The sequence below is a fragment of the Hafnia alvei genome (assembly GCF_034424155.1).
Classification (GTDB): domain Bacteria; phylum Pseudomonadota; class Gammaproteobacteria; order Enterobacterales; family Enterobacteriaceae; genus Hafnia; species Hafnia alvei.
This window is the reverse complement of sequence record NZ_CP139992.1, coordinates 2,301,356-2,322,454: the sequence shown is the minus strand read 5'-3', so window position 1 is coordinate 2,322,454 and position 21,099 is coordinate 2,301,356. Positions and strand designations below refer to the sequence as shown.

The 21,099-nt window shown below is 48.7% G+C and carries 18 protein-coding genes and 2 pseudogenes; 11 read left to right on the top strand and 9 right to left on the bottom strand.

Features of this window, described 5'->3' with window-relative positions; translation table 11 throughout:
* The first annotated feature begins 86 nt into the window (after positions 1-86).
* Positions 87-1,274: a sugar transporter gene (locus U0008_RS10880; protein WP_043493375.1), complete on the top strand. Its 1,188-nt coding sequence runs from the start codon at positions 87-89 to the stop codon at positions 1,272-1,274.
* Between the two features lie 115 nt (positions 1,275-1,389).
* On the opposite strand, the gene U0008_RS10875 is transcribed toward U0008_RS10880, so the two are convergent.
* From U0008_RS10875 to U0008_RS10860, 4 genes and pseudogenes are all read right to left on the bottom strand, one after another.
* Positions 1,390-1,812 carry a hypothetical protein gene (locus tag U0008_RS10875; RefSeq protein ID WP_043493211.1) on the bottom strand — a complete coding sequence of 141 codons (423 nt, stop codon included), beginning with the start codon at positions 1,810-1,812 and terminating at the stop codon, positions 1,390-1,392.
* Positions 1,805-2,495: pseudogene (locus U0008_RS10870) on the bottom strand (hypothetical protein). Before U0008_RS10870 ends, U0008_RS10875 begins: the two are co-directional and overlap by 8 nt.
* Before the next feature lie 339 nt (positions 2,496-2,834).
* Positions 2,835-3,171 (bottom strand): annotated as a pseudogene (locus U0008_RS10865) (DUF4158 domain-containing protein); the annotation flags it as partial.
* A gap of 89 nt (positions 3,172-3,260) precedes the next feature.
* Positions 3,261-4,766, bottom strand: a complete 1,506-nt coding sequence (locus tag U0008_RS10860) for an aminotransferase-like domain-containing protein (protein ID WP_051874138.1) — start codon at positions 4,764-4,766, stop codon at positions 3,261-3,263.
* 194 nt (positions 4,767-4,960) lie between these two features.
* Between U0008_RS10860 and U0008_RS10855 the strand changes: the two genes are divergently transcribed.
* Together U0008_RS10855 and U0008_RS10850 are read left to right on the top strand one after the other, a co-directional pair.
* On the top strand, positions 4,961-5,167 hold the full coding sequence (locus U0008_RS10855) for a DUF1127 domain-containing protein (RefSeq protein WP_080723943.1): 207 nt from the start codon (positions 4,961-4,963) through the stop codon (positions 5,165-5,167).
* 82 nt (positions 5,168-5,249) lie between these two features.
* On the top strand, positions 5,250-6,068 hold the full coding sequence (locus U0008_RS10850; protein ID WP_043493207.1) for a DUF4225 domain-containing protein: 819 nt from the start codon (positions 5,250-5,252) through the stop codon (positions 6,066-6,068).
* Here the strand turns inward: U0008_RS10850 and U0008_RS10845 are convergent.
* From U0008_RS10845 to U0008_RS10835, 3 genes are all read right to left on the bottom strand, one after another.
* Positions 6,046-6,375, bottom strand: a complete 330-nt coding sequence (locus U0008_RS10845; protein ID WP_043493206.1) for a hypothetical protein — start codon at positions 6,373-6,375, stop codon at positions 6,046-6,048. The two genes, U0008_RS10850 and U0008_RS10845, sit on opposite strands and share 23 nt — an antisense overlap.
* A gap of 173 nt (positions 6,376-6,548) precedes the next feature.
* Positions 6,549-8,564 (bottom strand): peptidase U32 family protein, encoded by a 2,016-nt coding sequence (locus U0008_RS10840; protein WP_043493204.1) that lies wholly within the window; start codon positions 8,562-8,564, stop codon positions 6,549-6,551.
* Between the two features lie 99 nt (positions 8,565-8,663).
* A complete protein-coding gene (locus U0008_RS10835) occupies positions 8,664-9,284 on the bottom strand; it encodes a class I SAM-dependent DNA methyltransferase (protein ID WP_043493202.1) in 621 nt (206 codons plus the stop codon).
* A 345-nt stretch (positions 9,285-9,629) separates the two neighbouring features.
* On the opposite strand from U0008_RS10835, the gene U0008_RS10830 reads away from it, so the two are divergent.
* The 6 genes from U0008_RS10830 to U0008_RS10805 all read left to right on the top strand — a co-directional run bounded on the left by U0008_RS10830 (position 9,630) and on the right by U0008_RS10805 (position 16,140).
* Positions 9,630-10,865, top strand: coding sequence for an SfnB family sulfur acquisition oxidoreductase (locus U0008_RS10830; RefSeq protein WP_043493200.1), 1,236 nt, complete (start codon positions 9,630-9,632; stop codon positions 10,863-10,865).
* Between the two features lie 23 nt (positions 10,866-10,888).
* Positions 10,889-12,094 carry an SfnB family sulfur acquisition oxidoreductase gene (locus tag U0008_RS10825; RefSeq protein ID WP_043493199.1) on the top strand — a complete coding sequence of 402 codons (1,206 nt, stop codon included), beginning with the start codon at positions 10,889-10,891 and terminating at the stop codon, positions 12,092-12,094.
* Positions 12,094-13,476: an LLM class flavin-dependent oxidoreductase gene (locus U0008_RS10820; RefSeq protein WP_043493197.1), complete on the top strand. Its 1,383-nt coding sequence runs from the start codon at positions 12,094-12,096 to the stop codon at positions 13,474-13,476. Before U0008_RS10825 ends, U0008_RS10820 begins: the two co-directional genes overlap by 1 nt.
* 78 nt (positions 13,477-13,554) lie before the next feature.
* The gene (locus U0008_RS10815) at positions 13,555-14,328 is read left to right on the top strand and encodes a MetQ/NlpA family ABC transporter substrate-binding protein (protein ID WP_096388745.1); all 774 of its coding nucleotides are present in this window, start codon (positions 13,555-13,557) and stop codon (positions 14,326-14,328) included.
* Between the two features lie 2 nt (positions 14,329-14,330).
* A complete protein-coding gene (locus U0008_RS10810; protein WP_226929857.1) occupies positions 14,331-15,506 on the top strand; it encodes a methionine ABC transporter ATP-binding protein in 1,176 nt (391 codons plus the stop codon).
* Positions 15,490-16,140 carry a methionine ABC transporter permease gene (locus U0008_RS10805; RefSeq protein ID WP_040044957.1) on the top strand — a complete coding sequence of 217 codons (651 nt, stop codon included), beginning with the start codon at positions 15,490-15,492 and terminating at the stop codon, positions 16,138-16,140. Before U0008_RS10810 ends, U0008_RS10805 begins: the two co-directional genes overlap by 17 nt.
* A gap of 80 nt (positions 16,141-16,220) precedes the next feature.
* Here U0008_RS10805 and cbl read toward each other — a convergent pair whose 3' ends face one another.
* Positions 16,221-17,171 (bottom strand): HTH-type transcriptional regulator Cbl, encoded by a 951-nt coding sequence (gene cbl / locus U0008_RS10800; RefSeq protein ID WP_043493195.1) that lies wholly within the window; start codon positions 17,169-17,171, stop codon positions 16,221-16,223.
* Between the two features lie 562 nt (positions 17,172-17,733).
* On the opposite strand from cbl, the gene U0008_RS10795 reads away from it, so the two are divergent.
* Together U0008_RS10795 and uspE are read left to right on the top strand one after the other, a co-directional pair.
* Positions 17,734-18,489, top strand: coding sequence for a fumarate/nitrate reduction transcriptional regulator Fnr (locus U0008_RS10795; RefSeq protein WP_038502821.1), 756 nt, complete (start codon positions 17,734-17,736; stop codon positions 18,487-18,489).
* A gap of 189 nt (positions 18,490-18,678) precedes the next feature.
* Positions 18,679-19,638: a universal stress protein UspE gene (gene uspE, locus U0008_RS10790; RefSeq protein WP_025801340.1), complete on the top strand. Its 960-nt coding sequence runs from the start codon at positions 18,679-18,681 to the stop codon at positions 19,636-19,638.
* Positions 19,639-19,707: 69 nt separating this feature from the next.
* Here uspE and pntB read toward each other — a convergent pair whose 3' ends face one another.
* Positions 19,708-21,099, bottom strand: a complete 1,392-nt coding sequence (gene pntB / locus U0008_RS10785; RefSeq protein ID WP_025801339.1) for a Re/Si-specific NAD(P)(+) transhydrogenase subunit beta — start codon at positions 21,097-21,099, stop codon at positions 19,708-19,710.

Genomic DNA, 21,099 nt, shown 5'->3' with positions numbered 1-21,099 from the left:
GGCCTAGGCGCTATAAATTGTGACCGATTCGCAGTATGCTAGTTACCGAAAAGTTTCCTCCTGTTTTCCTAACCTTAGTAAGTGCCATGAACCCAACTCCAGTCTCCCGCAAAACCGCATGGTTAAGAGTGGTTACGCTTGCCGTTGCCGCCTTTATTTTTAACACCACTGAATTTGTTCCCGTTGGGTTGCTCTCAGACATTGCGGCCAGTTTCTCGATGAGCACCGCGCAGGTCGGCCTGATGCTGACGATTTATGCCTGGGTTGTGGGGCTGATGTCATTGCCGTTTATGCTGATGACCAGCCAAATGGAGCGGCGCGGGCTGCTGGTGAAGATCTTCATCCTGTTCATTGCCAGCCATGCGCTTTCGGTGGTGGCATGGAATTTCTGGATCCTCGTTCTTTCACGTATCGGCATTGCGCTGGCTCACGCGGTGTTTTGGTCAATTACGGCTTCGCTCGCTATTCGTTTAGCTCCGGCTGGCAAGAAAGCACAGGCGCTGAGTTTATTAGCTACGGGCACCGCCTTGGCGATGGTGCTTGGGCTGCCGCTTGGCCGTATTATTGGACAATACTTAGGCTGGCGAACCACATTCATGGTGATTGGTATTGTCGCGACCATGACGTTGATTTGTGTCATTAAGCTGTTGCCTAAACTCCCGAGCGAGCATTCAGGCTCACTAAAAAGCATTCCAATCTTAATGAAGCGCCCTGCGCTACTGTGTTTATACGCGCTCACCGTCGTGGTGGTCACGGCGCACTATACGGCATACAGCTATATTGAACCGTTTATTCAAAGCGTTGCGCTGATGAGCCAAGGCTTCGCCACCATGCTGTTGCTGGTGCTTGGAGCCGCTGGGATCCTAGGCAGCGTGCTGTTCAGCATGTTAGGAAATAAGCACCCTGCCACGTTAATCATTGGTGCCATCGTGTTGCTGACGCTGAGCTTAGTCTTGCTGCTTCCTGCCGCATCTAGCCCAATATGGATTGCGTTACTGTGTGTGGTTTGGGGCATTGCCATCATGACGATTGGCCTTGGCATGCAGGTGAAAGTCTTGGCGATGGCGCCCGATGCAACCGATGTAGCCATGTCGCTTTATTCCGGTATTTTCAATATTGGCATTGGCGCGGGCGCGCTGCTAGGTAATCAGGTCAGCATTCATTTGAGCATGGCCAATATCGGCTATATCGGCGCTGTTCTGGCGCTGGCTTCTCTGATGTGGTGCATATTTATTTTCCGTCGCTATGCAGAGATCTTGGCGAAAGGTTATTAATTTCACGGAAAACTACAGAGCGCTACATTTGCCCTTTTTCATAATGTGGGTTTCACACAATCAGAGCTGACGACGCAGCTCTGATTATTATTATGTAACCATCAGTAGAAAATGGTTATGTGAAGTTGTAGACAACCTGCACGATTACGGTTTTCTCACCAATCAACGCGCCGACATAAACTGATTCCTGAGGATCAGTTCTGCGCCAACACACTGACTCAAAGTCACATTCTGCCCGCTTGTATCCGATGGAAGTCAGATAATCTTCTATTTTACTGGTATCTTTCGTATCGTAGAATTTTACTGCATATACGTGCGTCGAAGGTCCTGTAATATTTGCAAAATCAAAAGAGTAACGGGCGGAAATTCGCGGCATTTTTCTTAATATGTCAGGAGTATAAAAATCATACTCCCGTTTATCCTGCTCGGTATAATGAGCGTTGCTGGCAAACTCCATTTTAACCAATGACCAGACATAGGTGAGAGCAAAAACAATAACGATAATTACACCACCGAATAACTTAAGTGACTTACGCATAGGGTAATGTTTCACCTTTAGCTATGTCTATATATGATCCATCTGCGCTGGCGATACCAACTATCCCCGAATGGAGGTTTGAATGTCGTCATAAAATTCGGCAAAAAACCTTTTCGAGGCCTCGCATTAGGGAATTTTTCAGGGTCGGGGAATAAAAGTGGCAAAAAGGAATCATTTTTCCAGGAGCCGATCTTACCGTAATAATCCCATCTTTTTAGCGCCTCTGCTTTGCTGACTGGACGCAGAAGTTCAAAAGGATTGGCCATGGTAACAACACGGTAAAAACCCAGCAAATCTGAAACTAAATCTTCTCCGCTGAAGCCACTGTCTGTAACGAAATTGATGGGGAATGATGCCTGTAACCCCTCAAACTTCCTGGCCAGTGACATCATCATTGCCAGCGCAATGCTTCTGCGTTCAAAATACGAGCGACCGCGTTTGATACGCCAGGTAATAAATTTACCCATGCTCATGGTTCTGGTCGGATCAATCATAGACTGCGAATAGGTAACGTCGTAGCGTTCCTTGTCTGAATATTCTCCAGAATCAATACTTCTCAACAGAGTTCTTATATCAGTACCCTGAGCATGGCCGAGATCAATCCATCCAAGGACTTCAGTATATATAAGTCCATATTTAAGATGGCTTTGCCTACCATCAATAATATCACTTCTTTTACTCATCCTTAGTCTCCTTTCCTTTTTGATTTATTTGAAAAATTAACTATCTTATCTTCATAAGGTTTAATATCCTTGGTTAAAACTAAAACCTCTGGTAATACTTTTAACTACAGGGGAGAAAATTATTTTCTTAATTTATTGAGCTTTCTGTTTTTACTCTGAGAATAGTCTTTCGGGTGATATTAAATTCATGTACCACAGCACTCGCTGCTATTCTCATACTAAGCCGCTCCAGTCCCTATTTTTCTGTTCATCATTCAGGCAAAGATGCGTCCAAAGTGTTTCCCTGATGCCCTCGGCAGTGCGATATCTGCGTGTGTTCGTTGTTAATCAGACGGCGAACTTTGATATATCGGTTTTATGGGGAGCTATGGTATCAAAATAGTGACGAATATTTTTCGGTGTCGCTGAACATGCCTTCTCTGAAAGAGGTAGTTTTAAGGAGTACGGAAGTGCATCCGATCTGCTCAGCAATAGCATGGACAGTCCTTGATGGGAATTCGTTTATTGATTCAGGATAAAGACCCTGTACCTGGCGGAATTTTAGCAGAATGGCAAATCTTAAACGGCCCGTATCGTTCAATCTCAGTAACAGGGAAAGCTCGTCAGCGAGCAAACTCCACACATATCTGTCATCAAAAGCCTGATCCTGTGTCAACATCCCAACTCCCTGAATCATCAATAGATAATCACTATGGCAACCATTTCACAGATGAGTGATGTTTACTCAGATCTAGTTCAAAAAATTCACATGTCTCATTTGCAGCTTTACTTCTTCCAGACCTCACATGATAGCGCCATAGCTGCTTTTTGCGCTTTCATCAGCGATTGGCGGTTTTCTTCAGCCACTTGCAGCTGACACTCCAACATGGCGCATTCAACCGCCTTGGCCAGTTTTCGTAACGCTTGGTCGACTTTGTCGCTATAAGGCAGTCCGTAATTTAATCGCAAACAATTTCGATATTTCCCCGATGCAGAGAACAGCGAGCCAATGACAAATTGCACTTTGGCTTCGCTGAGTTCGAGACTTAAACGCACGGAATCAAAATGCTCGGGGAGCTCAATCCACATCATGAATCCGCCCTGTGGGCGGCTCACGCAGATGCCGCAGGGAAAGTACTCTCTCACTCGACAGGTAAATTTCTCGAGATTCTGTTGATAGTATTTACGCATACGCCGCAGATGAGTTTGATACCCGCCTGACTTGATAAACTCCGCAATGGCGAGTTGCGGATGCGAAGCCGATGCGCCAGTGCCGGTGTATTTCATGTAGACCACGCGATCAAAATAGCGCCCTGGCGCAATCCAACCAACGCGAAGCCCCGGAGCAACCGTCTTCGAGAAAGAGCTGCACAGCAATACGCGTCCATCGGTATCCAGCGATTTGATCGTGATAGGACGAGGATATTCAAAGGCTAAATCGCCATACACGTCGTCTTCAATGATGGCGATATCGTAGCATTGCGCCAGCGATAATAATTCCCGCTTGCGTTGCTCTGGCATGATGAAACCCAGTGGGTTATTACAGTTAGGCACCAACATCACTGCTTTGATCGGCCATTGTTCAAGCGCTAACTTCAAGGCTTCAACGCTGATACCGGTGCTAGAGTCAGTGGGAATTTCGATGACTTTTATTTTAGAACCGCGCAGCTTTTGCATGATCCCATGAAAGGCGGGCGATTCCACCGCAACGATATCGCCCTCCTGACACGCCGCGCGAATTGCCACCATCAGCGCCTCATGGCAACCATGAGTGATGATGATATCAGCAGGATTTAAATGGCATCCCGAATCAATGGTCAAACGCGCAACCTGTTCACGCAAGGCGTGAGAACCGTACACAGGATCGTAATTTAATACTCGGCTGTCTTGCGCCTGCATAAGCCGAGTCATCGCTTTCCATAACGGTGCCATTGTGAACTGGCACATATCCGGTGAGCCGCTGCCGAAAGGAATGGCATCGTTATCAGGTTCTTCATTAAGGCGATCGAGAACACATCCCCACTGCGTTATTTCTACCGGACGTTGAGCTGGACGGCTTATCGCCGGTGCGGGCGGCGTGTGTTTGCGGGGCGTAACATAATATCCCGACCGTGGCTGTGGCGTGATGAGCTGTCTATCCTCAAGCAGATGATAGGCCTGTTGCACGGTGCTGATGCTCACGGAATGCTCATCACTCAGCGTTCGAACCGAGGGCAAGCGCTCGCCGCTTTGATATAGCCCCGCTTCAATTCGTTGTGCTAATAAATCTGCGAGATGTTGATAGCGCGTCATCGTTGCCCTTTCCAATCATTGCTTAAGATCGTTATTCGCTAAAATTTCAGGCGAAAACCAGTACAGTTGGCCGTGATTTTGACCATTCAGATCGCATAATGCGCAATCTGTATGTTAAATAATAGTTATTTTTGTATCTGTGATGTGTATTCACTTCGCGCAATGATATTTGCATCAAAACCGCGAGGAGTTGCATGATGGGATATGACGAAAACCAAGCCAAGAAACCGTTTTTACAGTCGCCGTTTTATCTGTTTTTCATGGGGCTGTACCAGCATTGGCAAACGTGGCATATGCGAAGAAAAGCGCATAACGATTTACAACGGATGAGTGCGCAGCAGCTGAAAGATATTGGTCTATCCTGTGCGGATATTGACAATATAACCCGCCAGAGAAGGTAGATTTGAAGATCAATAAAGCCTCTCCGGTTGGTGGAGAGGCTCTTATCAACGTGCTATTTGCAAAGGAATAGGGAGAATAAAAATGGATACGGCATTGTTAGATATGATGAACTCTGGCGGGAGAAATAAAGTCTGGGCTGAAACAATGGTTAATTTTGAAGCCAGAAAACTGATTAATACTGCCAACAGACTTTCCGCTTTTCATCTCCAGGATGATCTGACCCGGATTAACTTTGCTCAGGAAATAAAACAGGTTATAGAGCAGCAATTTGCCGTTGCCCGACGCGCAGAATCTGATGAAGATTGTATAGCATGCATCAAAAACCTGAGAGCAGAGACCGAAAACCTCGAAGAACAGTGTCGGATGTTGCGCATGAAGACAGCAAAACTTTACGCTAAAGTAGAGTTCGTCCGGAAAAATAATAAAATTGTTGGTTACGTCATTTCTGCTGTGAACTTAGTGCTTTCGGGTGCAGAGATCGCTTTAGGAACAACGCTACTTGCCAGCGCTGAGCCATTGGGTGTACTGGCTGGTGCTATACTCGTAGTAGATGGGTTCAATGGCCTAAGCAAAGAATTTAGCCATCAGATACTTCATGATTCTACAGCTGAAGGGTTTGCTGCTAATGCAGCTATGTCTACGGCTGAGTTTATGGGGTTTAGTTCTCAAAGTGGATTAGGTGTGTATAAATCAATCTCACTTGTTGCTAACGCTTACAGCATTTTAGGTTTAATAAGGAAACCTGGGGCATGGAGACTATTTCGCTATATGCCCGTCGATTATTACAGAAAAATCAGTACGTTAAGCCGGCAAAAACTAACCATGAAAATAGTTGGATACGGCGTTAAGGCTAAAGTTATTTTTGATCTGATGACAATTACTGATCGCGCTCAATCCTAGAAGCATATTTTTTATATCGCCAAGCTCTAAATGCGAGTTTGGCATTCGCCAAATACCAGATAAAAGGTAATCCTACAATCAACGAAAAAACCAGAGATAGTGTGTTATTTTTTGTCGATAAAACAGATGTAAAAATTAGGATTACAAAAGCAATAATAGTTATCCACTTAGCTACATTAAATTTTTTTTCTAAATCCTGAATCACTTCATCAAGAGTTCCCCCGAAATTTTCCACATTGCTTTTAATTTTCTGGAGATCTGTATGACTGAAGCCGGACTCCAGAAGTGTTTCTTCACTCACTTTCATGGATTTTATCCTTAAAATTTACCAGAGCATCACTGGCAAATTACCCGCAATCAGGCGATAAGTTGCCATAAAGAAATTCAGTTTTGGCATTGATTATCTTTTAAAACATAGGGTTATGATGTTAACGTGGTTTATTACACGATTGTCCGTCATACCCCTTTTAAAGCAGATAGTTAGCGACGAACTTTCGTTTTTGGCGTAGTCGCTGACTTGCGCGGCAACGTTTTCAGTAATTCGTCAGGCGTTACCGACGCCACTACGCTGCCAGCCAGCGGCATTTTTAGAATGTGATTTTTGATTTTCCCTATCACGTGCATTTCACACGGTTTGCAATCGAACTTCAGCGTCAGCACTTCATCCTGATGAACCAGCTGCATCGGCGACGCTCGCCCTTTCACACCCTGCACACCTTTGGCCTGTTTAGGGCAAAGATTGAAGGCAAAGCGCAGGCAATGCTTAGTGATCATCACCGGAACATCACCTTTCTCTTCGTGCGCCTCGTAGGCGGCATCAATCAACTGCACGCCATAGCGCTGATAAAACTCGCGCGCTTGATGGTTATACACGTTAGCTAAAAATGTCAGGTGTGTTTCAGGATAAACCGGCGCTGGCTCTGATACGGCTTTACGACTGCCACGCTGATAGGCATGTAAACGCGCTTCCGTCAGCATGTCTATGGTTTCGCGACGCAGCTGATTGAGCAAACCATTAGGCACGAAATACGCTACTGGCAGGTTAATCTCAATGCCCTCAGAAAAATAGATACTCTGCCCTAGCTTCGCTAGACCATCGTGCAAACTGTTGAAGGCTTTCTCAGGCTGTTTGGCAATTTCGAAGAAGCCTTCCAGCGTTTGGGTAACGCTCACCCCGTCCGCCGTACTGGCCGTTAACATCAGCTGATTTTCATTGCCGCTCAGGCGTAGTTTGACGCCAATACGACGTTCGCTTGATGTTTTCAGCAATGCCTGCTGCCAGTTATGATCCAGATTGCGGTTTAGCGGATGATGCGGACGCACATTTTTCAGCGCATCCAGCATTTCGTTTGGCCAAACGCGGAAACTGTTGGCGGCAATTTTCTCCACTTTGCTGGCGCGGAAGCCGACAATGTCACGCTTAATCAATACGTTCAGGCCATCACCATTGGTCAGCGGCTCCGTCACGCTCACATCGACGTGATCTTTTCCGACCTTCAGCACTTCACCAATAGGCAAACCCACAAATTTTGGCGAATCAAACGCGCCGATGTCCATTTGGCGCTGGTTAACAAAATAGTCGGTGCTGCCACGGTGGAAAGTTTTATCCGGCGACGGAACAAAAAAGTGCTCAGTACGTCCCATCGACGCCGGAGCCAGTTCTGGCCTTGCTGTCATAATCGCATCAAGGTGCTGACGATAATAAGCCGTGATGTTTTTCACATAGCTCATATCTTTATAGCGCCCTTCAATTTTGAACGAGCGCACGCCGGCATCAATTAAGGCGATCAGGTTTTGGCTTTGATCGTTGTCTTTCATCGACAGAAGATGCTTTTCGTAAGCGACCACGCGCCCCTGATCGTCTTTGAGCGTATAAGGCAAGCGACATGCCTGCGAGCAATCGCCACGGTTCGCACTGCGGCCGGTCTGAGCATGCGAGATATAGCACTGGCCGGAATAAGCCACGCATAGCGCGCCGTGAATAAAGAATTCAACCGTGGCGTCGATGTTATCGCTGATGGCTTTGATTTGATTCAGGTTGAGTTCGCGAGCTAAAACGATTTGTGAAAAGCCAACGTCGGATAAAAATTTAGCTTTTTCAACGCTACGAATATCGGTTTGGGTGCTGGCATGCAGCTCAATCGGCGGGATATCCAATTCGAGAATACCCAAATCCTGAACGATAAGGGCATCCACTCCCGCTTCATAAAGCTGATGGATCAAACGTTCCGCCGGTTTCAGCTCATCGTCATGCAAAATAGTATTCAGCGTGACAAAAACTTTTGCCGCATATCGATGAGCAAAACCCACCAATTCAGCGATATCGCTGAGCGAGTTGCCTGCATTATGGCGCGCACCAAAATCTGGGCCGCCGATATAAACGGCATCGGCGCCGTGTAGAATCGCCTCGCGGGCGATAGCAACATCGCGTGCGGGGCTTAATAATTCAATCTTGTTTTTATGAGTAATTTTAGGCAAAACATCGCTTCGTAGCATGGATAAACCGTCTTAGTGAAAAGGCGAAAACGTGGCTATTGTAGTCAGGAATTTGCACTTCACAAGAAATCCCCGCTCACAATGTGTGATTTATTCAGCTTAAGCGTCACGAACCGCCAACCAAACGGTATGGAAACCACATTCAGGATCTTCAACGCGATGTTCTACCACGCTGAATTGGTGCTGATGGAGCAGATTTATATACTCTGTTGGACTGAGGCTGGCATGAAAAAGCGGTTTTCCACAAAATTCCCCTATCGCTTCTCCCTGTTCTGGCCCACTGGTGAACATCAGCGCGGCTTTATCCGCAGCATGTGCGAGAAATATAGTAAACATCTTGCGCTGATCGGCCTGACACAAATGGAAAAAGCTATCCCATGCAATGATCCCGTCAAAGCGCGCACCTAAATCTAATTCGCGCATGTCGTTAACCAGCCAGCGTTGCTGTGGAAAACGTTCGCGGCAACGCGCTATTTGCGCCGAAGCACCATCGACGCCGGTGACATTAAATCCCTGCCGAATAAAGTACCCTGCGATGGGCTCTCCGCTGCCACAGCCGATATCCAGAATATGGCCATTGGCCGGAAGCTGTGCGAGAAACCGTTCTAGCCAAGGAACCTCGCAGCGTGGCGAATCTCCCCGAGCGCCATTGCGTTGCGAATCCCAGAAGGCGGAGTTTTGCTGATATAACGGAATAATATTGTCTGCGGGAGACGTCATAACGGCCCTTACTGATGATTGATACCCATCGCGAAGTCATATGCTGTAAACAGAATCTTAAGCGAACACCTAATCCAAAATCAAAAATTAGCTAAGCATTGCTGAAATAAGGCTAAGCAACTGCTTTACATAAAGCGTTAATACTTATTACTATCCGATTACATTATTGCGTTAATTATATCTTTATCGAATTAAACGTTTTTAAGACGCTATAAGCCTAAGACAAGATAAATAACTAAACGTAATAAGTCATAACTCAATATCTAGCGTTATTTCATTTTTCATATATTCAATATGCGGGTTGCTATTGCCTAAATTTTGGATAAGAACCATAAGGAATACTATATGCCCGTATTAACGCCTGATGAAAATAAATACCAAAACAATTCGGCGGTATTTCCAGCCAAAATAATCACCACCGAGCGTGAGGCGATAGAAGCCGCCAAGCAGGTGGCGAAGTTTGCCGCAGAAGAGGCTCAGCACCGCGATCAGCAGCGTGTATTACCGCACGCTGCGCTCGACTTGTTCACGCACAGCGGCCTTGGCAGCATCACGATTCCGAAAGTATTTGGTGGACCGCAGCTCTCTTTCGCCACCGTTGCTGAAGTTTTCCGGATTATTTCTGCCGTTGATCCGGCGCTGGGGCAAATACCGCAAAACCACTTTGGCATTCTGCAACTATTAAGTATTACGGCCTCAGAAGAACAATTAAAAAGATTATACGGTTCTGTACTCGCAGGATGGCGTATTGGCAATGGCGGCCCAGAACGCGGAACAAAAGATACTTTGGATATGCGCACACGCCTAACCAAAACCGCAGCGGGCTTAGTATTAAACGGTGAGAAATTTTATTCTACCGGTGCATTGTTTGCTCATTGGGTGGCGATTAAAGCTATCGATGATAATCAACAACCGGTGATCACTTTTGTTCCTAAACACACGGAAGGTCTGCATATCGTCGACGATTGGTCGGGTATGGGACAGCGCACCACCGCCAGCGGAACGATTAAGCTGCACAACGTGTTAGTGGCTCCAGAGAATGTGATTGCCCTCGCCCCTATTTCACAGCAGCCGAATATTCAGGGCGCAGTTTCTCAGCTTATTCAGGCCGCTATCGATTCGGGTATCGCCCATGGTGCCCTAGAAGAAGCAACATCATTTGTACGCGAACGTTCACGCCCATGGATTGATGCCAACGTAGACCGTAACAGCGACGACCTTTACATCATTGCCGACGTTGGTCGTTTAACTATCGAACTGAATGCCGCAAATGCCCTATTAAAACGAGCCGCGAGTATCTTGGATCAGACGCAATCAGCGCCGATAACGGCAGAAAGTGCCGCCTATGCCTCGATTGCCGTCGCAGAAGCCAAGGTCTTAACCACGGATATTGCCCTCGCGGCCAGTGAAAAACTGTTTGAGTGGGCAGGTAGTCGCTCGACGTTGGCCGAATTTGGTTTAGACCGTCATTGGCGTAACGCCCGCACTCACACGCTACACGATCCAGTGCGCTGGAAGTTTCACGCCATCGGCCAGTATCGCCTTAATGGCATATTCCCTGCCCGCCACTCTTGGATTTAATTCAACCACAGGATGATTTTGCTATGACAACACAGGTTCGCCCGCAAACGCCTGCGGCCAGATTAGAAACGACACACCAAATATTAGCGCTGACACAACGTTTAGCCGAGGCATTCTCCCTCGAATCGGCGCTGCGTGACCGAGAGCGACGCTTGCCTGACACTGAACTGCATACGCTGTTCAGCAGTGGTTTAGGGGGTATCACCGTTCCGGCGCAATTCGGCGGAGCCGATGTGTCCTGTGCCACGTTGGCACAGGTGGTGAGCCGTTTGGCTCAGGCTGACGGCTCTATTGGTCAGGTGCCGCAAAATCATTTCTATGCCTTGGAAGTTTTGCGTATCAATGGCACTCAGGCGCAACAACAACGGCTATATCAGGAGGTCTTAGACGGCGTGCATCTGGGGAATGCATTGGCTGAGTTCGGCACACCGAATGCCCATACACGCCGCACTCACCTGCATCGCAGCGGCAATAAACTGCTACTTTCCGGGCGTAAATTTTATGCCACCGGTGCGATTTATGCCCAGCGCATTCCTGTTCTGGCACTGGGAGAAGACGGCAACGAAGTGCTGATTTTCTTACCTAGAGAGACTGAAGGGCTGACCATTATTGATGACTGGTCAGGTTTTGGTCAGCGCACCACCGGCAGCGGCACGGTGTTACTCAATAATTGTGAAGTTGATATTGATGACGTAGTGCCTTTCCACACCGCATTTGAGCGTCCAACCACCGTTGGCCCCTTTGCACAGCTGTTGCATGCCGCCATCGATCAAGGCATCGCGCGCGCGGCCTACGAAGATATGCTGGCATTTGTGCGTGAGCATGGGCGCCCGTGGATAGACTCCGGCGTGAGCGCCGCCACTGACGACCCTTTGACGCTGGAACGAATCGGACGAATTTCCTCACGCCTGAGCGCGGGTGATGCGCTGCTGGAAATCGCCGGTTTATCGGTTGATACCGCGCAACATAACCCAACGGCGGATAGCGTGGCGCAGGCCTCTATTGATGTTGCACAGGCGCGCGCATATACCACCGAGGTAGCGCTGGCAGCCGGTAACCTTCTTTTTGAACTGGGCGGGAGTCGTTCCACGCTGCGTGAATATAACCTCGATCGCCATTGGCGCAATGCGCGTACTCATACCCTGCACGATCCTGTTCGCTGGAAATATCATGCGGTTGGGAATTTTTACCTCAATGGGCAACGCCCGCCGCGCCGAGGGACGATCTGATGAGCCAGCAGAAAAAACAGATCTTGATGAATGCCTTCAACATGAACTGCGTTGGGCATATCCATCACGGTATGTGGACGCATCCCGAGGATCGCTCGACGGATTTTAATAGCCTGAACTATTGGCTCGATTTGGCGAAACTGCTCGAACGCGGTTTGTTTGACGGCCTGTTTATTGCCGATATCGTGGGCGTTTACGACGTATACCAGCAAGGCATTGGTCTAACGGCGCGGGAGTCTATTCAACTACCCGTGAATGATCCCATGCTGCTGGTACCCGCCATGGCGAGCGTTACACAACATTTAGGGTTTGGTGTTACCGCTAATCTCAGCTACGAGCAGCCTTATTTGTTTGCACGCCGGATGTCTACGCTTGACCACCTGACTCAAGGGCGCGCCGGATGGAACATTGTGACCGGTTATCTCGACAGCGCTGCGCGAGCGATGGGACAAACTCAGCAGATCCCGCATGACCGCCGCTACGACATGGCTGACGAATATCTTGATGTGCTCTACCAGCTCTGGGAAGGCAGTTGGCAAGAGGATGCGCTGCTGGCCGATCGTCAAAACCGAATCTATGCAGACAGTACTAAAATTCATTCTATTCAACATCATGGTGAATTCTTCGACGTGGAAGGCTATCACCTCACCTCTCCATCACCGCAGCGCACCCCGCTGCTTTATCAGGCGGGAAGTTCCAAACGCGGCATTCAATTCGCGGCTCGCCATGCAGAATGCACCTTTGTGAATGGCGCTACGCCGCAGGCCATGAAAGCTCAGGTCAATACGCTGCGTCAGGCTGCCGTCGCCGCGGGTCGTCGTGCCGATTCGCTCAAAGTGTTCATGGGCGTGGGCGTTATTGTGGCTAAAACCGAAGCTGAGGCGAAAGAAAAGCATCACGAGTATCTGCGCTATGCCAGCCCAGAAGCCGGGTTGGCACATTTCTCCAGCTCAACCGGGATCGATTTGGCTTCGTTTGATTTGGATGAACCTATCGTGGCGGGAAAAGTTGAGGCAATCGAATCCGTAACCAAGGCTTTCAGCGGCTGGACTAAACGCCGCCTCCTTGAACAGCATGCGTTGGGAGCACGTTATCCGGTGATTGTCGGGTCACCGTCGCAGGTCGCGGATGCGCTACAAGTGTGGATTGATGAAGCCGACGTGGATGGATTTAACCTCACGCGCATCGTAAATCCAGGCAGCTACCGCGACTTCATCGATTTAGTGGTGCCTGAACTGCAATCACGCGGCGTCTACAAAACCGAGTACGCCGAAGGCGCGCTGCGGCACAAACTTTTTGGCCAAGGCGCGCAGCTTACTGCGTTGCACCCAGCCGCTAAACGACGTTATCAACCGCAGCCGTTGCAAGCTTTTGCAGGTTAAAACAAGCATCTTAATTTTGCTATTTACAGGGGTGGGATCATGAAATTAGCGCACGTAAAACTCGGGACTTTGGCCATTATGCTGTTGTTGAGTGTTCAGAGCGTATTCGCCGCCGCGCAGTTCGAAGGGCCGTTAAAACTAGGCACCACGGCAGCATTCGCACCGCCGCTTGAGGTGGCCGTTGCCGAAGCGAAAAAACAGGGTTTGAACGTTGAGCTGATCGAGTTCAGTGATTGGATCGCGCCCAACGTGAGCCTAGAAAATGGTGATATTGACGTTAATCTTTTCCAGCACAAGCCCTTCTTGGAAAATGCCAATCAGCAAGGGGGTTTGCATCTCGTGCCATACGCGCCCGCCATCATTAACAATGTCGGCCTGTATTCAAAAAAATACAGCAAGATTTCCGATCTCCCGGTCGGTGCGAAAGTCGCTATCGCCAACGATCCGATAAATGCCGGACGCGGGTTATTGCTGTTACAAAAAGCGGGATTAATTACGCTGAAACCCGGCGTGGATTACAAAGCGACCCAAGATGACATCATCAGCAATCCCAAGAAAATTCAGATTATAGAAATTGAAGCCGTGCAACTTTCTCGTTCCTTCGACGACGTGGACTTAGCTCAGGGCTACCCAAGCTATCTGCGTCAGGCCAATACCGTAGCACCGGAAAGCGCTTTGCTGTTTGACGGCATTGACCATCCACAGTACATCATTCAATTCGTGATCCGCGATGGACATCAAGCCGACCCGAGACTGCGTAAATTCGTTGATATCTATCAGCATTCTCCGGTTGTCCGCGCCAAACTGGACGCATTTTACGGCAAGCTATATCAGCCTGGCTGGAGCGCATAACAATGATGAATCTCTCTATGCTTCGCCTATCGGAGCTTCAACTCTCGATGTTCAACACCGCTATGCTGGCAGAAAGTCTGCGGGAGCCAGCGGTGCTAGAACAGCAAGAAATTCAAGCAACCGAAAATCTGCCTGACGTTCTCAATAATCATATTGTGTTGGCGGATCTGAACAAAACCTACGCCAACGGCGTGAAGGCGCTCAAAGACATTAATCTGACTATCCAGCGCGGTGAAATATTTGGCATTATTGGCCGCAGCGGCGCAGGAAAATCGTCTCTGATTCGCACGCTGAATCGTTTAGAAAATCCGTCATCGGGAACGGTGGCTGTGAACGGTGTCAATATTGGCGCATTGAATGAAGATGAGCTGGTTGCCTTTCGACGCCGTACCGGCATGATTTTTCAGCACTTCAACTTACTTTCGGCCAAAACCGTACGTGAAAATATCGAGTTGCCGCTCAAGGTCGCGGGCGTAAGCGCAGCGGCAAGAAAATTAAAGGTCGATAGCCTGCTGAAGTTGGTAGGTTTAGAGGCGCGACACAATGCTTATCCAGCGCAGCTTTCAGGTGGACAAAAACAGCGCGTGGGTATTGCTCGAGCCTTAGTGCATGATCCCGAGATTTTGCTGTGCGATGAAGCCACTTCGGCGCTCGATCCTGAGACTACGCATTCTATTCTGGCATTGCTTAAAAGCATCAACCAAGCGTTAAAGCTCACGATTGTACTGATTACCCACGAGATGGAAGTGATCCGTGAAATCTGCGACCGCGTAGTCGTCCTCGAACACGGCGAAATGATTGAATCCGGCGATGTCTGGCAGGTTTTTGGTGAGCCTCAACATGAGGTCACGCAAACATTGCTTACCCCGACGAGGCAGAATCTGCCGGAAAATATCCAAGCTCAACTACATCCGCACCCAAAATCTGCACGTGATGCGCTGTTGTTACGGCTCAGCTACAGTGGATTTGAAGCCAGCCGCCCAAACCTCAGTGCCTTGGTGAAGGCCTTAGGCCATGACGTGCAGATTATCAGCAGCTCTCTGGATGTCATCCAACAGCGTACTGTAGGCAGCGTTTTACTGACCGCTATTCCCCAATTCGGTGCTACTGCGCTGATAAACAAAGCGCAAAAAGTCGCTACCCGCGTGGAGGCATTAGGCTATGTCTATTCAGCTTGATCGTTTGTGGCAAGGATTTATTGATACGCTATTGATGGTGGGCGTTTCATCACTGCTGGCGCTGCTGATTGGCCTCCCACTGGCTGTGATTTTGGTGGTGTGCAGCCGTAACGGACTCTATGAAGCGCCGCGGATACAACAGGTATTGGGCTGGTTTGTGAATTTATTTCGCTCCGTGCCTTTCTTAATTCTGATGGTTGCGCTGATCCCTTTTACGCGATTAATTGTCGGAACGACCTACGGTGTTTGGGCCGCCGTGGTGCCGTTGACCGTGGCCGCAACGCCCTTCTTTGCGCGTATCGCAGAAGTAAGCCTGCGGGAAGTTGATCATGGTTTAGTGGAGGCTGCACAGGCGATGGGCTGCAAGCGACTGCACATCATTTGGCACGTTTTACTGCCCGAGGCATTACCGGGCATTGTCAGTGGTTTCACCATCACGTTGGTGACCATGATCAACGCCTCCGCCATGGCCGGTGCCATCGGTGCCGGTGGGCTGGGTGATTTAGCCTATCGCTACGGTTATCAGCGCTTTGATACGCAGGTTATGTTTACGGTGATTGTGGCGCTGGTTGCATTGGTTACCGTGTTGCAGTTCAGCGGAGACAAGCTGTCAAAGCGGTTAAATCATCGCTAGAGGTTTTAAAATTCGGGAAGCGCGGTGATAGCTCACGCTTTATACGGGGCTATCACCACCGTAATGTTCAATGGCTGAAATCAAATTTGATAATCAATAATCGATGGGTCTTCAAACTGCATCACCTGCGTTTTTATTTGCGCTGGGGTTAATGCTGGATTACATAATTCAATGAGCTGCCAGACATAATCACGCTGTATCTGCCCTTTCCTCACCCCAATCCATGCCGTATTTGGCGCAAAAAGAGCGCTTGCATCAAGCGTGACCAGTTGCTGAGTCGCCCCCTGCTGACACGCCTGTTCAGCCAGTATCCCAACGCCAAAACCCAGCTCAACGTAGGTTTTGACCACGTCCGAATCCTGAGCGCTAAGCACGATATCAGGCGCTAGCCCCGCCACGCTAAACGCCTGATCGATACGTGAGCGCCCAGTGATGCCTTGCCGATAGGTTATTAACGGAAATTGGCTCACGCTCTCCAGCGTAATCGGCAATTCAATCAACGGATGAGTTTGTGGAACTAAAAGCGCATGTTGCCAGTTAAACCACGGAAAAGCGGCAATGGCAGGCGACTCCGTTAAACACTCACTGGCGATACCAATATCGGCATCGCCGTTATGTAGCATAGCGCGAATTTCCTGCGGCGAGCCTTGATTAAGCACTAAGCGCACCTGTGGAAATCGCTGACGAAAATTTTTCAATACCGGAGGCAGGCTGTAACGCGCTTGGGTGTGTGTGGTGGCGATGACCAGAATACCTGACGATTGCTGGGTGAAGTCCTCTGCAATGCGCCGAATATTGCTAGCCTCGTCCAACGTTCGTTCAACGACCGTCAGCAGCGCCTTCCCCGGTTCTGTAAGCCCCAGAATGCGCTTGCCGTGGCGCACGAAAATCTCCAGCCCCAGCTCATCTTCTAGCTCACGGATATGGCGACTAACTCCCGACTGAGAGGTATAGAGCATGTTAGCGACTTCAGTGAGATTGAAGTTGCAACGCGCAGACTCGCGGATGATCTTCAGTTGTTGGAAGTTCATGGCCTTTCTTTAAACAAGAAAACATCCGCCATTTTTAAAGCGTTTTGCTGTACGGGCCAAATAATCAAAAATGGTCTGATATAGCTTATTGAACTAAGTGAGCTGCACGCTGGTATTTTCTGTTTCTCTTTTGCTCATTTTTGTCGTGAGTTCGCAAAAAAGGAAAAAAATATTCATTAAGAGAAATTATTTAAACTTCATTTAGGCTGCGCTACCGTTATTTCACGAATAGAGACAAATTATTAACCTTCAAGGTTTACATGCTGCGCTCAAAACCGCACCGCCATTGAGTTTCATCGATGAAACTTCGACTTCATGCAGAAAACTAAATGGTTATTTTCTTTGCTAAAATTTAACACTGAAAATAATTCACTCACAACATAACAACAAATTCACGCTTATTGAGTGACGTTGTCACATAAAAAGAACTTAATTTCGGTCACATTTCTTAAATTTAGGCTGACTTAATCGTGGAATTATCGTTTGGATCAACAACAGGGTTTATTCTCTGCCCTAAAAGATGTTAAAATTGACCAATATCAATATTGCTTGGGCATTACCTATGATTCCGGAAAAGCGCGTCATTCGTCGTATCCAGTCTGGCGGTTGTGCGATCCATTGTCAGGATTGCAGCATTAGCCAGCTGTGCATTCCTTTTACTCTTAATGAGCACGAGCTGGATCAGCTTGACAATATCATTGAGCGTAAAAAGCCGATTCAGAAAGGTCAGGCGTTGTTTAAAGCCGGTGACGAGCTGAAATCGCTGTATGCCATTCGCTCCGGAACCATCAAGAGCTACACCATTACCGAACAAGGTGATGAACAGATTACCGCATTCCATCTTGCGGGCGATCTGGTGGGTTTTGATGCTATCGGTACCCAGCAACATCCAAGTTTTGCTCAGGCACTTGAAACCTCAATGGTTTGTGAGATCCCATTCGAAACACTGGACGATCTCTCAGGTAAAATGCCGAGCCTGCGTCAGCAGATGATGCGTTTAATGAGCGGTGAAATCAAAGGCGATCAGGACATGATCCTGTTGCTGTCGAAGAAAAATGCCGAAGAACGTTTGGCAGCCTTCATCTATAATCTCTCTCGCCGCTTTGCCCAGCGTGGCTTCTCACCGCGTGAGTTCCGTTTGACCATGACGCGTGGCGACATCGGTAACTATCTGGGTCTGACCGTTGAAACCATCAGCCGTCTGCTGGGTCGTTTCCAGAAGAGTGAAATTTTAAGCGTTAAGGGCAAATACATCACCATTCAAGACGTAGACGCCCTTTCGCTGTTGGCTGGCAACCCTCGCTCAACCAACGAGTAATCTTCATATCCAACCGGATCATTATTCTGAAAGCATTTTTTCTGATTAGTTGATCCGGTTCTCTTCCTTCCCCTACTTTGTTTGCGCATCATGGTTTACTCTTAACGAGTAAGGCCTATTGTATGGTTTTGTCCCTTGGACGATAAAACAGTGCCATGCGCACATTTTTTGGGTTAGCGAGGAGGCGGTATGGCGAAGTATCAGAATCTTCTGGTGGCTATTGACCCCAATCAGGATGATCAACCGGCGTTACGTCGTGCTGTTTATCTGGTCCAACGAAACGGTGGACGCATTACTGCGTTCCTGTCTATCTATGATTTTTCCTACGAAATGACAACGCTGTTGTCGCCAAATGAGCGCACCTCTATGCGTCAGGGCGTTATCAGCCAGCGTTCGGCGTGGATCAAAGAGCAGTGTCGCTATTATTTGGAAGCTGGCGTGCCAATTGATATCAAGGTGGTTTGGCATAACCGTCCTTTTGAAGCGATTATTCAGGAAGTCATCAGCGGTAAATACGATTTGCTGCTCAAGATGGCACATCAGCACGATCGCTTGGAGTCCGTTATTTTCACCCCTACCGATTGGCATTTATTACGTAAATGTCCTTGCCCTGTGTGGATGGTCAAAGACCAGCCATGGCCGCAGCACGGTACAGCGCTGGTGGCGGTCAATCTGTCGAGCGAAGAGCCCTATCATGACCCGCTAAACATTAAATTAGTGAAAGAGTCGCTCGAACTGGCGGAGCACGTGGACCATACTTCTCTGCACTTGGTTGGTGCCTACCCGGTTACGCCAATTAATATCGCCATCGAACTGCCGGACTTTGATCCGAGTATTTATAACGATGCGATTCGCGGACAGCATCTGCTGGCGATGAAAGCGTTGCGGCAGAAATTTGGCATGAAAGAAGAATGTACGCATGTCGAAAAAGGCCTGCCTGAAGAGGTGATCCCTGACGTTGCCGACCATTTGAACGCGGGCGTTGTGGTGCTTGGTACGCTAGGGCGAACCGGCATCTCCGCGGCATTTATTGGCAATACCGCAGAACATGTGATCGACCATCTGAAATGTGACCTGCTGGCCATTAAGCCTGATGGTTTCCAGTCGCCCGTTGAATTAGATGACGACGATGAACATGATGACGAATAACTAAGCCGCTAGACGATAGATGTAAAAAGGGCCGCTATTGCGGCCCTTCTGTTTTATACCCGAGGATGATTACAGCGCGCGCAGAATAGCTTCTACGCTGGCTTTCGCATCACCAAACAGCATTTGGGTATTGTCTTTGAAGAACAATGGGTTTTGAACGCCAGCATAGCCGGTATTCATTGAGCGCTTGAAGACGATAACATTCTGCGCTTTCCACACTTCCAACACCGGCATACCGGCGATTGGGCTACGTGGATCTTCCATTGCCGCTGGGTTTACCGTGTCGTTCGCGCCAATAACCAGAACGGTATCGGTATCAGCAAAGTCGTCGTTTATCTCGTCCATTTCTAGCACGATGTCATACGGGACTTTTGCTTCTGCCAGCAATACGTTCATGTGACCAGGCAAACGACCGGCAACGGGATGAATACCAAAGCGAACTTTGACGCCCATGGCACGTAGCTTCGCGGTGATTTCTGCCACCGGATACTGCGCCTGAGCCACGGCCATACCGTAGCCTGGGGTGATAATCACAGATGAAGAGCCTTTCAACTGCTCAGCCACTTCCTCAGCCGTGGTTTCACGGTACTCACCCATTTCCTGATCTTCACCCGTGGAAGAACCATCGGTACCAAAACCACCGGCAATAACGCTGAAGAACGAGCGGTTCATCGCCTTACACATGATGTAAGACAGGATGGCACCGGAAGACCCCACCAACGCACCGGTTACAATCAGCAAATCGTTGCTGAGCATGAAGCCCGCAGCCGCTGCGGCCCAACCGGAATAGGAGTTCAGCATAGAAACCACAACCGGCATGTCTGCGCCGCCAATTGAGGCCACCAAATGCCAACCAAACGCCAGCGCAATGATTGTCATCAGCAGTACGCACATGACCTGAACGCTGGTGCTACCGGTATTAACGAACCATACCATCAGCAGGAAAGAGACTACCAGCGCAGCCAAGTTCAGCTTGTGACGGCTTGGTAACATCAGTGGCTTAGATGAAATCGTGCCACGCAGTTTACCAAATGCGACGATAGAACCGGTGAAGGTGACCGCACCGATGAAGATGCCGAGGAACACTTCGGTCAGATGGATGTTTTCCATCACATGTTCCATTGAACCCGGCTGGTGCTCGATAAAGCTGTTAAAGCCGACCAGTACGGCCGCTAAACCCACGAAGCTGTGCAATACGGCAACCAGCTCTGGCATTTCGGTCATTTCGACTTTCTTCGCCAGATAGATACCAATGGCACCACCGATCACCATGGCAACGATGATCCAGCCAACGTTGCTGGAATCGGGGCCAAAGATGGTTGCGATCAACGCAATGGCCATCCCGACTACGCCAAAAATATTACCCTGCTTGGACGTTTCGTGTTTAGACAGACCCGCCAGACTAAAAATAAACAGGATTGCGGCAACAATGTATGCTGCAGTAACTAATCCTCCAGACAT

Coding starts and splice junctions, on each gene's coding strand:
- U0008_RS10880 (WP_043493375.1), top strand. CDS start 87: ATGAACCCAACTCCAGTCTCCCGCAAAACCGCATGGTTAAGAGTGGTT.
- U0008_RS10875 (WP_043493211.1), bottom strand. CDS start 1,812: ATGCGTAAGTCACTTAAGTTATTCGGTGGTGTAATTATCGTTATTGTT.
- U0008_RS10860 (WP_051874138.1), bottom strand. CDS start 4,766: ATGACGCGCTATCAACATCTCGCAGATTTATTAGCACAACGAATTGAA.
- U0008_RS10855 (WP_080723943.1), top strand. CDS start 4,961: ATGATGGGATATGACGAAAACCAAGCCAAGAAACCGTTTTTACAGTCG.
- U0008_RS10850 (WP_043493207.1), top strand. CDS start 5,250: ATGGATACGGCATTGTTAGATATGATGAACTCTGGCGGGAGAAATAAA.
- U0008_RS10845 (WP_043493206.1), bottom strand. CDS start 6,375: ATGAAAGTGAGTGAAGAAACACTTCTGGAGTCCGGCTTCAGTCATACA.
- U0008_RS10840 (WP_043493204.1), bottom strand. CDS start 8,564: ATGCTACGAAGCGATGTTTTGCCTAAAATTACTCATAAAAACAAGATT.
- U0008_RS10835 (WP_043493202.1), bottom strand. CDS start 9,284: ATGACGTCTCCCGCAGACAATATTATTCCGTTATATCAGCAAAACTCC.
- U0008_RS10830 (WP_043493200.1), top strand. CDS start 9,630: ATGCCCGTATTAACGCCTGATGAAAATAAATACCAAAACAATTCGGCG.
- U0008_RS10825 (WP_043493199.1), top strand. CDS start 10,889: ATGACAACACAGGTTCGCCCGCAAACGCCTGCGGCCAGATTAGAAACG.
- U0008_RS10820 (WP_043493197.1), top strand. CDS start 12,094: ATGAGCCAGCAGAAAAAACAGATCTTGATGAATGCCTTCAACATGAAC.
- U0008_RS10815 (WP_096388745.1), top strand. CDS start 13,555: ATGCTGTTGTTGAGTGTTCAGAGCGTATTCGCCGCCGCGCAGTTCGAA.
- U0008_RS10810 (WP_226929857.1), top strand. CDS start 14,331: ATGATGAATCTCTCTATGCTTCGCCTATCGGAGCTTCAACTCTCGATG.
- U0008_RS10805 (WP_040044957.1), top strand. CDS start 15,490: ATGTCTATTCAGCTTGATCGTTTGTGGCAAGGATTTATTGATACGCTA.
- cbl (WP_043493195.1), bottom strand. CDS start 17,171: ATGAACTTCCAACAACTGAAGATCATCCGCGAGTCTGCGCGTTGCAAC.
- U0008_RS10795 (WP_038502821.1), top strand. CDS start 17,734: ATGATTCCGGAAAAGCGCGTCATTCGTCGTATCCAGTCTGGCGGTTGT.
- uspE (WP_025801340.1), top strand. CDS start 18,679: ATGGCGAAGTATCAGAATCTTCTGGTGGCTATTGACCCCAATCAGGAT.
- pntB (WP_025801339.1), bottom strand. CDS start 21,099: ATGTCTGGAGGATTAGTTACTGCAGCATACATTGTTGCCGCAATCCTG.